The sequence below is a fragment of the Amycolatopsis sp. La24 genome (genome assembly GCF_029087445.1).
In the GTDB taxonomy this organism is placed as follows: Bacteria; Actinomycetota; Actinomycetes; order Mycobacteriales; family Pseudonocardiaceae; genus Amycolatopsis; species Amycolatopsis nivea.
On sequence record NZ_JARACH010000013.1, the window covers coordinates 106034 to 120342 of the forward strand.

Annotated in this window: 14 protein-coding genes; 13 read left to right on the plus strand and 1 reads right to left on the minus strand. The window is 66.5% G+C overall.

Annotated features, from left to right (window positions below):
* The first annotated feature begins 80 nt into the window (after positions 1-80).
* Positions 81-1172 (plus strand): hypothetical protein, encoded by a 1092-nt coding sequence (locus tag PUT80_RS15680; RefSeq protein WP_275292463.1) that lies wholly within the window; start codon positions 81-83, stop codon positions 1170-1172.
* A gap of 19 nt (positions 1173-1191) precedes the next feature.
* Here the strand turns inward: PUT80_RS15680 and PUT80_RS15685 are convergent, their stop codons facing one another.
* Positions 1192-1830 (minus strand): TetR/AcrR family transcriptional regulator, encoded by a 639-nt coding sequence (locus PUT80_RS15685; protein ID WP_275292465.1) that lies wholly within the window; start codon positions 1828-1830, stop codon positions 1192-1194.
* A 45-nt stretch (positions 1831-1875) separates the two neighbouring features.
* Between PUT80_RS15685 and PUT80_RS15690 the strand changes: the two genes are divergently transcribed.
* The 12 genes from PUT80_RS15690 to PUT80_RS15745 all read left to right on the plus strand — a co-directional run bounded on the left by PUT80_RS15690 (position 1876) and on the right by PUT80_RS15745 (position 13743).
* Positions 1876-2871: an alpha/beta hydrolase gene (locus PUT80_RS15690; RefSeq protein ID WP_275292467.1), complete on the plus strand. Its 996-nt coding sequence runs from the start codon at positions 1876-1878 to the stop codon at positions 2869-2871.
* On the plus strand, positions 2868-3728 hold the full coding sequence (locus tag PUT80_RS15695; RefSeq protein ID WP_275292469.1) for an SDR family NAD(P)-dependent oxidoreductase: 861 nt from the start codon (positions 2868-2870) through the stop codon (positions 3726-3728). The genes PUT80_RS15690 and PUT80_RS15695 overlap by 4 nt, the downstream gene beginning before the upstream one ends.
* Positions 3725-4648, plus strand: a complete 924-nt coding sequence (locus tag PUT80_RS15700) for a ferritin-like domain-containing protein (RefSeq protein WP_238604795.1) — start codon at positions 3725-3727, stop codon at positions 4646-4648. The genes PUT80_RS15695 and PUT80_RS15700 overlap by 4 nt, the downstream gene beginning before the upstream one ends.
* Positions 4648-5124: an FAD-dependent oxidoreductase gene (locus PUT80_RS15705; protein ID WP_275292472.1), complete on the plus strand. Its 477-nt coding sequence runs from the start codon at positions 4648-4650 to the stop codon at positions 5122-5124. The genes PUT80_RS15700 and PUT80_RS15705 overlap by 1 nt, the downstream gene beginning before the upstream one ends.
* A 2-nt stretch (positions 5125-5126) precedes the next feature.
* Complete coding sequence (locus tag PUT80_RS15710) at positions 5127-6617, plus strand: NAD(P)/FAD-dependent oxidoreductase (protein ID WP_275292516.1); 1491 nt, start codon at positions 5127-5129, stop codon at positions 6615-6617.
* Positions 6618-6950: 333 nt separating this feature from the next.
* Positions 6951-7253, plus strand: a complete 303-nt coding sequence (locus tag PUT80_RS15715) for a hypothetical protein (protein WP_240690929.1) — start codon at positions 6951-6953, stop codon at positions 7251-7253.
* Between the two features lie 190 nt (positions 7254-7443).
* Positions 7444-7788 (plus strand): MmcQ/YjbR family DNA-binding protein, encoded by a 345-nt coding sequence (locus tag PUT80_RS15720; protein WP_037819993.1) that lies wholly within the window; start codon positions 7444-7446, stop codon positions 7786-7788.
* Positions 7789-8741: 953 nt separating this feature from the next.
* Positions 8742-9602, plus strand: a complete 861-nt coding sequence (locus tag PUT80_RS15725; RefSeq protein WP_275292475.1) for a hypothetical protein — start codon at positions 8742-8744, stop codon at positions 9600-9602.
* Between the two features lie 243 nt (positions 9603-9845).
* Entirely contained in the window at positions 9846-10289 is a 444-nt protein-coding gene (locus tag PUT80_RS15730; RefSeq protein WP_167754399.1) for an amidase family protein, read from the plus strand.
* Between the two features lie 127 nt (positions 10290-10416).
* Complete coding sequence (locus tag PUT80_RS15735; protein ID WP_275292477.1) at positions 10417-11658, plus strand: MFS transporter; 1242 nt, start codon at positions 10417-10419, stop codon at positions 11656-11658.
* Between the two features lie 456 nt (positions 11659-12114).
* A complete protein-coding gene (locus PUT80_RS15740; protein WP_134668375.1) occupies positions 12115-12381 on the plus strand; it encodes a hypothetical protein in 267 nt (88 codons plus the stop codon).
* 327 nt (positions 12382-12708) lie between these two features.
* Positions 12709-13743: an integrase core domain-containing protein gene (locus PUT80_RS15745; RefSeq protein WP_240690895.1), complete on the plus strand. Its 1035-nt coding sequence runs from the start codon at positions 12709-12711 to the stop codon at positions 13741-13743.
* The last annotated feature ends 566 nt before the right edge of the window (positions 13744-14309 follow it).

Sequence of the window (14309 nt, forward strand, 5' to 3'; positions counted from 1 at the left end):
GCGATGCTCGGCGGCTCGCGTACTAATCTCTTGCTCACCCGGGTCCGATCAGGAGCCGCCTGGTCAGGACGGATCCGCCGATGAGCGCAGTCCCCGATGCCGACACGCCGCCCGCGGACCGCGTCGTAGTTCTCGAGCCGGAGGAGGGTCTGCCGGCGAATCAGGACCGATCGTTCGCGCCGAGCCTGCGCTGGAACCGGGGCAAATTGCGCAGACGCGCCGTGCTCCTGTTCGCCCTCGTAGCGGCGGGCGTGGCGCTGATCGTGTTCGCCCGGTCGAAGATCTACCTCGCACTTCCCGCCGTCGCGACTGCTTTGGTGGCTGCCAGGCTCTGGCTGCTCGTCCGGGCCGCCTTCCGTGCCCCGCACAAAGCGCGGGAGCGATTGCTCGACCTGCCGTTCCGCAAAGTGCCCGTGGACGGCAGCATGCTCCGGGCCACGAAGCGCGCGCTGTACCTGAGGCTGGCCGACGACCAGTGGTTCCGCATCGGCCCGCCAGTGGTCAACGGCTTGATCAACAGCAGGGGATATGTCTGGGTGGTAGGCCCCGAACCTTCGGGCCGGGCAGGGCTCGTGGTGCCAGGCACCGTGAGCACGGCCGTCCTGCGCGCCCGCGAACTGCCGAGTTCGGCGCATCCGGTGTCGGCTCCGGTGCCGCCTCCGACGCACAACGAGCAACTCGACCTCATCATCCGGCTCTACCGGCCCCGGAGAATCGCGGCCGCCATCACGAAGCTCGCACTGGCGGCCTGGCTGGTCGCCACCTACGTGCCCCTGCTGCTGCACACCTACCGGCAATCCGATGAACTCCTCGGGCTCGCCACGTTCCTCGGGCTTTATCTGGCCGGCGCTCTGGTCTGGACGTCAGCGACATCCCTGCACCAGTGGCTGATCCGCGCACCGCGGGCAGTTCGGGCAACCCACTGGACGCCACTGCGGATCGTCCCCGACTCGCTGAGAAACGGCGGCAGTCGCCGGAAACTCACCTGCCGGGTCACCTCACCGGAAGGATCCCGGACGGTGTCCATCGGCGATTCCCCCGTCGTCCCGACCGTCCGGGCGACCGGGGTCCTGTGGGTAGGAGGCCAGCCGAAGAAAGGCGTTGTGGCGATCGGATTGCTCGGCTACCCGATCCTGGGCCACGCGAAACTCGGGCGCATCGAGCACCGTTGAGGCGGCGCGCGGTCGCCGCTCAGGACAAATCCACGAACCCGACCGCGAGGCGTTCGGCCATCCGCATCAGTGTGTCGATCAGCTCCGGCGCGGTCATCGGCACGGCTTTGGAGCGCCATGCCGTCGCCGCTTCGACGAAGCCGCCGATGCCTACCAGCAGTGCCACCCGGAATTCGGCGGCGGACGCCTCCGGGGCGAGTTTCGGTTCGGCGTACGTCATGAACATGTCGACGACGGCGTGCACGGTGTCGCGCCGCATCGACTCGAGGACGTCGCTGCCGCCGTGCTCGCCGAAGAAGATCTGGGTGGTGCCGAAGTTGTCGGCGATCTGGCTGACCACGACCTCGAGGGCGGCTCGAAGCTGTACGCGCAGCGGTGCGTCGCGACGCGGCAGCACCGCCTCGAGAATGAGGGCCAGGATTTCGTCGCGCACGCTCTCGGCGACCGCCACGAGCAGGGCGTCCCGGCCGGTGAACGACTCGTAGAAGTACCGGTCGGTGAGGCCGGCGCGGGTGCAGACACCGCGCATCGTCACCGAAGCCCAGCCGCTTTCGCACCACAGTTCGCGTCCCGCGAGCAGCAGTGCGGCCCGGCGCTCCGCACGCCGCTCGTCAGCTGATTTCCCGCCGTAGGGCCGTCCCTTCTCGACTCGCGCCATGGCCCGATCTTGACAGCCGAAGGCGTGAACCTCCAATCTGAGGGCATGCGCCTTCAGAATTACCCGGCCCCGGGACTCTCGCTGCGCAGCCGCGCGGCGATGGGGTTGCTCGGCGCGACCTGGCGGCCGCTGACCCGGCTCATCCCGAACGGACGGGCCGGCACGCTCGTGAGCCGGTCGCTCATCGCCGCGGGGCTCCGGTTCGGATCCCGTCCGGTGCGGGGCGCGACGTTCGAGCGGGTCGAGGAGGGCGCTGGTCCGGTCGTGCGCGGCGAGTGGGTGCGCACGCCTGCCGCGGACCGCTCGGACGGCGTCGTGCTGTACATCCACGGCAGCGGGTACGTCGTGTGCTCCAGCCGCACCCACCGCGGCCTCACCTCGCAGATCGCCGAACGCACCGGTCTCCCGGTCTTCTCGGTCGACTACCGCCTCGCGCCGTCCCACGCCTATCCCGCCGCGTCGGACGACGTGCGCGCCGCCTGGGACTGGCTCGTCGCGCAGGGCCACGACGCCGCCGGAATCGTGGTCGCCGGCGATTCCGCGGGCGGTCATCTGGCCCTGCTGCTGGTGCTCGAACTCGTCCGCGCGCGCCGGCCGTTCCCCGCCGCGCTCGTCGCCCTCTCGCCCGTCGTGGAGCTCGACCTCGCCCGCGGCATGGTCCGCGACTGGATCGAGCGCGACCCGTTCGCCGCCGCCGCGGTCGCGCGCCGCGTCCTGCGCCGGTACGCCGACGAGGAGGCACTCCGCAGCGATGCGCTGCGCGTGGCCTTCGACGACCTGGAGCATTTCCCGCCCGCGCTGGTGCACGCCGGTTCCCGGGAAATGCTCGCCGCCGACGCCACCGAGCTGGCTCGCCGGATCGAGGCAGCGGGTTTCACCGTGGACCACCGGATTTGGCCGGGGCTAATGCACGTCTTCCAGGCGATGACCGCCGTGCTGCCGGAGAGCGAGGCCGGACTGGCCGCGATCGCGGACTTCATCGAGACCCATCTGCCGCGCGGTTCGGCGCGGCCAGTCCCCGCGGAGGTGGCTACGGCATGATCGGATTCACCAGGCCCGTGACGAAGGGCGCTTCAGCCGTTGTCACGGGCGCAGGCAGCGGAATCGGGCGCGCGTTCGCGATCGAGCTGGCGAAGCGCGGCGCCCGGGTCGTCTGCTCCGACATCGACGAAGCCAGCGCCAAGGAAACGGTTGCTCTCGTCGAAGCAGCCGGGAGCGTCGGTCTCGCCGTACGGTGCGATGTCGCTGGCTCCGAGGAAGTCGCGAGTCTGCGGGACCGCTGCATCGAGTGGTTCGACGGAGCCCCGACGCTGCTCATCAACAACGCAGGCATCGGAGCCGGGGGCTACACCGTCGGACACACGCCGCTCGAAGAGTGGGAACGCACGCTGCGAATCAACCTGTGGGGCGTCATCCACGGGTGCCACCACTTCCTGCCCGCGATGAAAAGCGCGGGCCGCGGCGGTGTCGTCAACGTGGCATCGGCCGCGGGGTTCGCGGCTGGGCCGAGGATGGCGGCGTACAACGTGAGCAAGGCGGGCGTGATGAGCCTGTCGGAGACCCTCGCCGCCGAGCTCGCCGGCACCGGGGTGCGGGTGACGGTGCTCTGCCCGACGTTCGTGCGGACGAACATCTTCAGCGGCGAGCTGATCGACCGCGCGGCATCGGGCGCCGCGGCTCGCATCGCCGACGTGGTCGGGATGTCGCCGGAGAAGGTCGCCCGGATGACGCTCGACGGGCACGACAAGGGCCGGTTGTACGTCGTTCCCCAGCTCGACGCCCGCGCGATCTGGCTCAGCAAGCGCCTCACCCCGGCCGCGCACGCACGGATCGGCGGCTTGCTCGCGCGAGTAGCGCCGTTCAGCACCGAAGCGGATCCCGAAGGAGCAGACCTGTGACCTATGACTTCGACGCCATGCTGGCGAAGATCATCGAGAAGCAGTGGTCGCTGGCCGACATCGACTGGGACGCGCCGGGCGCGGAGACGATGTCGGACGAGACGCGGGCCAGGATGAAGCCGTTCATGGCCGATCTGGTCTGGATCGAGCACATCGGCGCGCGTGGCTTCGCCGCGTTGGCGAAGAAGGCGCCCACGCCCGCCATCCGCGAGATCTACCGCTACTTCCACGCCGAGGAGCAGAAGCACGCCAACGCGGAACTCGCCCTCATGCGCCGCTGGGGCATGCTCGAGGACGGCCGCGTCCCCGAGCCGAACATCAACGTCAAGCTCGCGATCAAGGTCCTCGACACCTACGGCGACCAGCTCCCGCTGACCGGTCTGGCGGCGCTGATCCCGATGCTCGAGGTCGCGCTCGACGGAGCGCTCGTCAAGTTCCTCACCGACGAGGTCAAGGACCCGGTGTGCCACGAGGTTTTCCGGCACATCAACTCCGACGAGGCGCGGCACATCACCACCGACTTCGAGGTCCTCGACCTGATCGGAGCCCGCGGCCCGGTCGAGAACCTCGTCAAGGGAGTCGGGCTCCTGGACCCGCGCGTGCTCGTCGGGCTGATCGTGGTGTTCGTGCCGCTGATCAACAAGATCCGCGACAACGTGGTGGGGATGGGCCTGGACGAGCGCAAGCTGATGAACGCGGTCCGCCGGTTCGCGAAGATCGGCGGACGCGGCGAGCACACCCGGTACGTGCCGACGTACCACATCTTCCGCGTGCTGGCGGGGATGATCACCGACCGCGAGCACCCCTACCACCGGCTCCTGGCCGACCCGATGGTCAAGCTCACCGGGAAGATGCCGGCGAGGCTCCTGGGCAAGCCCCAGTCCTGGGTCAAGGGCCTGTCTCCCGAGGCGGTCGCCTGATGGCCCGTCTCCTGACCGGAACCGACTGGTTCGAGCACTCCTACGTCGGTGAACGGGTGGCTCTGCTGGCCACCGGTGCCGAGGCCGCTTCGATCCTGCCGGAGCTGCTCCACACGGCTTCCTCGGTCGTCGTGTTCGAGGAAAGTCCCGCCTGGGTCACGCCCGTCGGCGTGCCCCCGCCACTGCGCCGGGTCGCGGCGAAGACCTGGCTGCGGCTGGCGGTCCGCGATGCCTGGACCCGGCGCCAGCTCACCCCGCACCGCGCTTACGACTCCGGCCGCACCCAGGTGAGCCCGAGCTACTACGCGGCGTTGCAGGACCCGCGGGCCCGGTTGGTGCACTGGCCGGCGTACGCGATCGTCGACCAGGGCGTCCGCGCAGCGGACGGCGTCGAGTACCGCGTCGACACCGTCGTCGTCGGCGCCACCTCCCGATTCGCCGCCGCGCGGATCCAGGCCAGCAAGGAGTCCGCATGAACATCCGTCCCGACCACGAGGTGCTCATCGTCGGGGGCGGACTGTCCGGCATCGGCGCCGCCATCTTGCTCGACCGCGCCGGGTTCGGCGACTACCTCGTCCTCGAGGAGGGCGACGGCTTCGGCGGCGCCTGGCACTGGAACACCTACCCCGGGGTCGGCGTCGACATCCCGTCGTTCTCCTACCAGTTTTCGTTCGAGCAGCTCTCCGGCTGGTCCCGCGTCTACGCGCCCGGCGCCGAGTTGAAGGCCTACGCCGAGCACTGCGTCGACAAGTACGACATCCGCCGCCGCAGCCGCCTGCGCACGACAGTCGCCGGAGCCGAGTACGACGACGCGACCTCGCTGTGGCGCGTCCGGCTCGGCGACGGCGAAACCCTCACCGCCCGGTACGTCGTCAATGCCACTGGCGTGCTCACGAAACCCAAGAAGCCCGACATCCCCGGCGTCGACGACTTCGCGGGCACGCTCATGCACACCGCCCGCTGGGACCACGGCGCGGATCTGACAGGCAAACGCGTCGCGATCATCGGCACCGGCGCCTCGGCGGTGCAGATCATCCCGTCCATCGCGCCGGACGTCGAGCACCTCACCGTTTTCCAGCGCACCCCGATCTGGTGCCTGCCCAAGCCCGACGCCGGCATCGCCGGACCGCTTCGGACCGCACTCGGACTCGTCCCGGGCAGCAAGGCCGTCGCCAGGCTGATCAGCCAGTCCTATGTGGAAGTCACGTTCCCGCTCGCCGCGCACTTTCACGGCTATGTCCCGACGGCCAGCTTCGGGGAAAAACTCGGCCGCCTCCACCTCAAGCGCTCGGTCAAGGATCCGGAGGTGCGCCGAAAGCTCACCCCCGCGTACTCCCTGGGGTGCAAGCGTCCCAGCTTCTCCAACAGCTACCTCAAGACGTTCAACCGCTCGAACGTCCGCCTCGAGACAACCTCCATCGAGGCGATCGCCCCGACCGGCGTGCGCACGACCGACGGCCACACGCACGAGGCCGACGTCCTGATCCTGGCCACCGGCTTCAAGGTCTTCGAGAAAGGCAACATGCCGGCGTACCCGGTGCGCGGCTCCGGCGGAACCGACCTGGAGACGTTCTGGACCGAGAACCGCTTCCAGGCCTACCACGGCGTCAGCGTGCCCGGCTTCCCCAACTTCTTTTCGATTCTCGGCCCCTACGGATACAACGGATCGTCCTACTTCACCCTGATCGAAACCCAGAGCCAACACATCATCCGCCTGCTCAAAGCAGCCAGAAAACGCAACGCGACCCGGATCGAGGTCACCCAGGAAGCGAACGCCGAGTACTTCCAAGCGATGCTCGGACGACGCGACAAGCAGATTTTCTTCCAAGGCCAGTGCTCCTCGGCGAACAGCTACTACTTCGACGAACACGGCGACGCGCCTCTCCGCCCGGCGTCCACATTGGAAACCATGTGGGACGCCAACCACTTCCCCCTGAGGGCCTACGAATTCGGCAGTTCCGCCCGATGACCGCGGCTGCTCGCGTCTCGCGGCCGGGACGCGAAGAACGCATAAAACCCTTTGCGCAATGCGGATTTCACGTTGACAGTGCATGATCAACTGCTCGATTCGGGTGTTGATGGTCCGAGGCACGGACAAGTGCCTGAGCTGGCGAGCGAAATCATCCGCGCGGAACGTGTTGGGTATGTCCGAAGTTCCCGGAATCGCCCTTGACCGGCGCGATCGCTCCCTCGATAGTGGGCGCATGCATGACTTCGACTTTCTCTTCGGCTCCTGGAACGTGGCCAATCGACGACTGGCTGCCCTCCTCGAGTACTCGACGGAGTCGGCAATATCGATGAGGTGACCTTCCCGACGCACGGGTTCGGCGGCGTCACCCTGCGCCTGTTCGACCTGGAGAAAAAAGTGTGGCGCATTTACTGGTCGGACACCCGCACCGGCGTGCTGTTCCCGGCGGTCGAGGGGGTCTTCCGGCACGGACGCGGCGACTTCTACGGCGACGACGTTCACGACGGCGCGCCGGTCCGGGTCCACTTCGTCTGGTCCGGCACCACGACGGACACTCCGCGCTGGGAGCAGCGGTTCTCCCGCGACGGCGGCGAGACCTGGGAGACGAACTGGACCATGGACCTATCCCGGGCTTGACCCGGGACTGGGGCATCCGGAGCCGGCGGTTGCTTTTCGTTGCCGGAAAAGGAGACCCGGACATGGTCGCCGACTGCCATACTTCAGTGTTGCCAATGCCGCGGCAGACAGTCGACCGGTTGATCGGCCGGTCATGAGACGACGCGGATAACGGCAAGGTTCGATCGCAAAGGGCTCGCGAGGAGGAACAGTGGTCACTGCCGAGGACATCCGCGCGCTCACCGCGTCGTTGCCGCGAAGCGAGGAAGGAGTCGTGCGAGACCAGGTGAAGTTCCGCGTCGGACGGCTCGTCTACCTCGCGTTGTCACCGGACGAATCGACGATGGGGTTCGCGTATCCGAAGGAGCATCGCGCCGGACTCGTCGCTGCCGAGCCGCACAAGTTCCAGCTTCCCCGTGAGTCGGACCTGCGCTTCAATTGGGTCCGTGCGGTGCTGAGCGAACTCGACGCTGACGAACTCGCCGAGCTGGTGGTCAACGCTTGGATGATGTGCGTGCCCAAGAAGGTGGCGGCGGCGTATCTGGACGCGGGCTGAACCGAGACGGCCACTGCCTGGCGCGCACCGCCGCGGCTGCGTGACCTCGACCCTGATCAGTGCCTCGTCCGGCCGCGGGCGGAAAGCCGAAGTATCCCGGCACGCCCGAGGCAGAAGCGTCGGGCGGCACCGTGATCGTGACTGAGCCGGAACCCCGCTCGCGGACGACAGCCGCTCGAACCTGGACCGCGATGCGTCATGCTGATCGTGCCGACTGGTCGATCACGAGCGCAGCGGCTCCTGGACGTCTTCGAAAACTGCGGAAACCTCGGCTGGAAAAGGAAACAAATACGTTTTGCATCGATATTGAGGTGCAAATTATCGCGTTTCATGGAAGCATTCTGAGCAAGGTGGCGTTGCTTGAGCCTATGCGACGACGCCTTCGCGGGCGGCGAGGAAGTCACGAGTCAGGGGAGTGCCGACGGGGTATGCATTCAGTATGGGAGGACGAAGACCAGAGGAGCTGGAACCCGGCGAAACGGTCCTGTGGACCGGCCATTCCCCGTTCCGGAAGCGGCCCCGGTGGCCGTGGGTGTTGTTGCTCGGATACGTGACCGGACTCGCGGTGCTCGGGTTTGCCTGGCGTTGGGGTGTCGCCATCCAGGCGGGCCTTACGACGTTGACCTTGACGCTGGCCGATCGGCAGTGGACGAAGGCGACTCTCACGCGCGGCCGCTACACCGTCACCACCCGGCGGGTTCTGGTCGAGGCAACGTGGTGGGGACGTCCGATCTGCCGCGCCGAGCGCCTGTCGGACCAAAGTACTTGGGATACACGAAGACCGAGCAGGTGTCCGCAGGTAATACAGCGATCTGGGAGAACATGGATGCCGTTTTCAAGGGTGCGAATTTCCGAAATCCCTTCCAGCCGACTAAGGACTCAGCTCGAGATGGAACCTGCGGACTGGACATCGGGCCTGATGGAGAGCTGTGAGGGCTGACATGGCTGGCGAAATGAGCAAGGAGTTGATCATCAGCCCTCGCAGTGAGCGAGTGAGAGAGGGGTTGGCAGACGCAGATGCCTGGAGTTCGTATGCGGCAGCACTGCGCCAGGTGCTCACTGCGGTGATCGCGAAGAGCGGCATTGACTTTCTAGAGGTCGGCGAGCTACTGGTGAATGACCCCCTTCCTGACAGGCACCGCGGCCTTCGCAACGGCGCGGAGGTCCAGTTCCCGCAGGCGATTGACCTTGTCGAGGGAATGGCAGCGGGGCGCGGGCCGTATTGCCAGCTTTCCATCCCGGAGCGGCTTCAGATCGAGTCGGGATGGGACGGGGCTGTACACCTCTACCTGACGCGAGCGGTGGCCGCCGATCTCGCGAGACTCCGTTCCCAGGACGCGATTCTCCAGTGGCGCGACGCAGCTCCTGAGCCCACCGCGATCTCGAATCCTGTTGGTGCCGTCGCGGACGAGAGTTTTTGGGAGACGGTGGCGAAGATATCCGAACGCCTCACCTTAGTGTGTGAGCGCTGGGCGTACGGTACCTCCGGGTGCCGATGGTTCCGCGTAAGTCGGGAGAACGCAGCCGAGGTGGCCCGGCTCATGCGGCCACGTTCACTGGTTTGCGTGATAAGCGATCCGGCGTTGCAACCCCGGAATGAGCTATTGGAGGACGACTTCACGGCCTTCGCAGCCCCACTGCTGCCCGGTGAGCTGCGCTATCGGGCCTACCCCGGTGGTGCCGATACGCTCTCTGAGGTTACGGGTGAGGGTTTCTCCCTCATGCTGGCGGACAGATTGATGGGCGATTGGTGCGCCGTGATGCCGGACTCGGACGGGGTGAACAGGGCGCAATGGGAAAGCCCAGGGGCCTAGTTTATAGGCCAACACTCTAGGTCGGCGTCCTCAGTTAAGTGCTCAACGGTTGGCCTGAGGTCGGGTTGTAGCGGAGTGAGCCGGGTGGGATGTTCCGAATACTTCTCCGTGACATGCTGATGCCCGTATAGCCCCGGCGGCGTTCGGATACCTTCGCCCTGAGCCGCAACAGAAGCGCCAGCGCGTGGGCGCGTGTGCTCGGACGCAATACTCGCGTCGGTCGATCCCCGGATCCGCGCTGCCGTGCGTGCCGCAGCCGACGCGCTCGAGAGGGCCGGGCGTGAACTGGTCGAAACCGACATTCGGTTGAGTGAAGAAGCGACCGCCGCTTATTTCACGGCCTGGGTCGCATATGTCGCGCAACTGCCGGTCCCTGTCGGACGCGAGAACGATCTGCAGGAGGTGACCAGGCTACTGCGGCGGCTCGGAGCCGCTGTGGTGCCGGCCGACCTATCAGGCGAGGTCGCGTTGCTGGACGCTGCCCACAACCGAGTGGATGTCGAGCTCGGTCCCGGCTGTTCGCGTCCGAAACTGGCGATCGGTGAGCTGCGGCGTTCCGACCCGGTGGCTGCTGTAGCAGCGCAAGCTGAGTTCGCGCCGTTCACGATCCCTGCCAACGTCGAAGGCAGACCAAGCATCACAGTCCCGGTTGGGCTCCCGGCGGACCCGGGCCCCCTTTCGCTGTAATGCTGTCCGCACGCCGTGGATATGATTGGTGGCTCTTGGTATTTGCAGCCGAGGTCGAGCACGCTGTGGATGGCTTCCGACGGCCGGAATGCCCATCGCGCACGTGCACCACTGGGGGAGATTCGTGGTGACAGCATCGTCCAGTACAGCGGAGAAAGCCGTGCTTCCCCGCATTTTTCACGTCTGGCTGGGCGGTGCTCTGGTGTCGCAACTCGGCGACGCCGCTTTGTACTTCGCATTGGGGTGGGCGGCCTCGGCTCACGGCGGCCTGGCGGCCGGTTGGATTCTGTCGGCGGTCGCGCTGCCGCGGACGATTCTGCTCTTGTTCGGCGGCGCCGTCGGCGATCGGCTCGGTGCCCGACAGGTCATGATCGTCGGTGATGCCGTGATGCTGGTTGTCGCCGTAACACTGGCTGTCGTGTCGGGGGCAGCTGGGGCACCGTTGGCCATTCTCGTGATAGCTGCCCTCATAGTCGGCACAAACGACGCCTTCTACCTGCCCTCGTCCGGATCGATGCCCCGCCGGCTCGTCGAGCCCGAATTGCTCCCGCGGGCAGTCGCGCTTCGTCAGAGCGGAACGCAGGTGATTAGTCTGGTCGGTGCTCCTATCGGTGGTGCCTTGGTGGCATTCGCCGGGCTCTCCGCAGCGGCATGGGCCGACGCGATCACCTTCGCCGTGGTACTGGTCGTGCTGGTTGTGGTGCGTCCGCCGTTCACCCCGCCGTCGCCCGCGCAGCGCAAGCACATCCTGCGCGAGGTGTGGGAAGGGATCCAGGTCGCGGTCAGGACCTCCGGACTGGGACCCGTCCTGTTGCTCGTCGCGGGCGCGGCGGGATTCGTGCTGCCTTTTGCAACTTTGCTGATCCCGCTGCTGGCGCGAGAGCACGGATGGGGTTCGACCGGTGCGGGGTTTGTGGTCGGAGCCCAGAGCATGGGCACGATCGTCGTAACCCTGATCATCAGTCGCCGCGGGATCTTCGCCCGCTCCGGCATTGTTGCCGCGCTCGCGCTGGCGGTGGTCGCCGTGGGCGAACTGGCGGTTGGCCTCGCGCCAGCGCTGCCAATGGCCATCACGGGCGCGTTAGGCGTCGGCGCGGCGAGCGGCATGTTCGTCAGCCACCCCAGCCCGCTGCTCCTCAGCGCCGCTCCTGATACTCATCTCGCTCGTGTACAGGCAATCCTCTCGGTGATCCAGAGTGTGACCCTGTTGGCGACCAACAACATCATCGGCTCGGTTGCCCACGCGCTCGGACCTCAAGCCGGGACCCTCGTGTGTACGGCCGCGCTGCTTATGTGCGCCGCGGCGGGACTCTTCAGCCGGCCCGTCCGCAGGATCGCCCGACCGGCTGGCCGAGCTGTGCGTTCTTGATGGTCTGTCCGCAAGGGCATCGTCTGAACAAGGACAGCGGACGATGGTGCTAGCCACGACACTCGCGGTTGAAATGTCGGCGGCGCATGTCGGTTTTCGGCAGCGGCATCGCGACGTTGCGCGCGTATGAGCCTGCGAGGCCTGGCCGCGGCCGGATCACGTTCCCCCGCCACGAGCCCGTGCGCCCGCTCAACACGAACAGCCGGCCCGACGAACTGCCTGGCGTGCTCACTCCGGACGGGAATCCGTCCGGGGCGCTAGTCCTGGGGCAGTTGTCGTTCGGGGATGCCTGCGCTGACGTTGGTCGCGGAGCGGCGGAACGCGGTCGGCTCAGGCGGGCGGGAGCGCTGTTCGCGGTCGGCGCACTGTTGGACATGATCCGCAGGTCCGCGATGGACATCCTATTGCGCTGGCTAATGGACACCTACGAGCAAGGTGGTCGGCCCGCTGTCCACCATGGACGGCATCGCGTTCTTCGTCGAGACGATCTTCCCCGGCCTCGATTTATACGCCTGGGGCCATCTCCTGCCACGACGGCACCTTCATCTGGAGCAAGTGCTGGCCGAGTATGTCGATTACTTCAACCCCCATCGACCTCATCGCTCCTTGCATCAACGGCCGCCCGATCAAGTCTCGGTACCCGGCCGCATGACCGGCTCGGGGCGGGTTCGGCGTCGTGATCGGCTCGGCGGACTGATCCATGAATATCAGCAGGTCACATGACGTGACACAGTTCTCGGCACTCACAGGATGCTGCGGCATTCCTCGATCACCGTCACCTCCGACACCTACACGACGGTCTTGCCTCAGGTGGCGTTCGCGGCGGCGGAAGCGACGGCGGCGATCATCCCGCAGCAGTCGGCGAGAAGTCTCGGGCTCGCCAACGACCACAATGGACAATCCAGAACCGGAAGAAAACCCTGTGGGTGCCGGAAACGCTGTCATAGGTTCTGACCAGCTGGTTCGTGGCGTGTGGGCGGGTGGTTGATGGGGTGACTGCCCGGTGGTCGATGATCACGAGTTGTGGTCATAAGGTTTCTGTATCTGCTGGTGGCGCGGGTGTTCGGGTGGCTGGTGCTGTGTGCGCGGCCCGCGGCCGCGAAGGATGTGGAGATCCTCGTGCTGCGTCATCAGTTGGCTGTGCTGCGGCGCCAGGTGACGCGGCCACATCTGACCTGGGCTGATCGCGCTGTGTTGTCGGCGTTGGTGCGGCTGGTGCCGAACTGGCGTCGGTTGCCGTTGATCGTGTCGCCACGGACGATCTTGCGATGGCACGCCTCGTTAGTGCGGCGTAGGTGGACCTGTCGACGCCAACCAGGGCGCCCGGCGGTCGCGGCAGCGATCCGCCGGTTGGTGCTGGAGATGGCCCGGGACAACCCACGATGGGGCTACCGACGAATCCACGGTGAACTCGTCGGGCTGGGGCACACAGTCGCGGCATCGACGGTATGGACGATCCTCAAGGGTGCAGGCTTGGACCCGGCGCCGCGCCGAACGGGACCGACATGGAAGCAGTTCCTCACTACCCAGGCTAAGGGCATCCTGGCGGTCGACTTCTTCCACGTCGACACGGTGTTGCTGCGCCGGTTGTACGTGTTGTTTTTTGTTGAACACGACCGTCGTCGTGTCCATGTTGCAGGGGTGACCGCTCATCCGACTGCGGAGTGGGTGGTTCAGCAGGTCCGGAATTTGCTGATGAAGCTTGATGGTCGCGTGGACAGTTTACGGTTTCTGATCCGTGACCGAGACGCGAAGTTCACCACTGCGTTCGATGCGGTGTTCGCCTCGGTCGGCATCGACATCCTGCGCAGTCCTGTTCGGGCGCCGCGGGCGAACGCGATCGCTGAACGCTGGGTGGGCAGCGTTCGCCGCGAGTGTCTGGATCGGATGCTTATCGTCAACCGGCCTCATCTCGAACAGGTCCTGGCCGAGTATGTCGATCACTTCAATCACCATCGACCTCATCGCTCCTTGGGCCAACGACCGCCCGAACGGCAGGTTCCGGTCCGGATGCGTGATGCCAGATCGGTACGTCGGCACGGTCGACTTGGCGGTCTGATCTACGAATATCAGCAGGTCGCATGATGTGACATAGTTTTCGGCACCCACAGGCATATCAGGACTTCCGGTGGCGGCCGTTCACCGCGGAAGAGCAGGAGATCGCGTGGGCGGCCAGTCTCTGGCCCGCGGTGCACGACGTCCGATGGGAAGCTTTGCACGGCGCTTCTGCGGGGGCTGGCGACGCGGTTCGCGCGCAGGCAGCCTAACGCCTCCGCCGAGCCAACGCCTAGCCCGGCCGCGAGCGCCCAGTTCCGGAGGACGGACTGTTCCGGTTCGCGGTTCTGGCGCAGCTTCGTCATCGTTCCTCCTCGAGATCAGCGAGGAGAGTCGACGGAGGCCGAGATCCGGCCTTTCCGCCCCGCGTCGCGGCCCGATTTCTGGGGATGAAGACGTCGCTGTCGTAGGCGATCCCATCCGCATGCGCGTGGCTGCGCGCGAGAGGCTTCTTGAATACGTGGAAACGGTGCGTCTTCACCGTCTCGACGAGCAGGAACTCTCTTTGCGCTAAAGGGAGCTGCTCAATGTCCTCGTCCAGCTGACGTCGCCGTTCGCTCCGTCGTTGAAGGCGATCACCATTTCTCTCGGTCGAC

Coding starts and splice junctions, on each gene's coding strand:
- PUT80_RS15685 (WP_275292465.1), bottom strand. CDS start 1,830: ATGGCGCGAGTCGAGAAGGGACGGCCCTACGGCGGGAAATCAGCTGAC.
- PUT80_RS15680 (WP_275292463.1), top strand. CDS start 81: ATGAGCGCAGTCCCCGATGCCGACACGCCGCCCGCGGACCGCGTCGTA.
- PUT80_RS15725 (WP_275292475.1), top strand. CDS start 8,742: ATGAGCAAGGAGTTGATCATCAGCCCTCGCAGTGAGCGAGTGAGAGAG.
- PUT80_RS15740 (WP_134668375.1), top strand. CDS start 12,115: ATGGACGGCATCGCGTTCTTCGTCGAGACGATCTTCCCCGGCCTCGAT.
- PUT80_RS15690 (WP_275292467.1), top strand. CDS start 1,876: ATGCGCCTTCAGAATTACCCGGCCCCGGGACTCTCGCTGCGCAGCCGC.
- PUT80_RS15695 (WP_275292469.1), top strand. CDS start 2,868: ATGATCGGATTCACCAGGCCCGTGACGAAGGGCGCTTCAGCCGTTGTC.
- PUT80_RS15705 (WP_275292472.1), top strand. CDS start 4,648: ATGGCCCGTCTCCTGACCGGAACCGACTGGTTCGAGCACTCCTACGTC.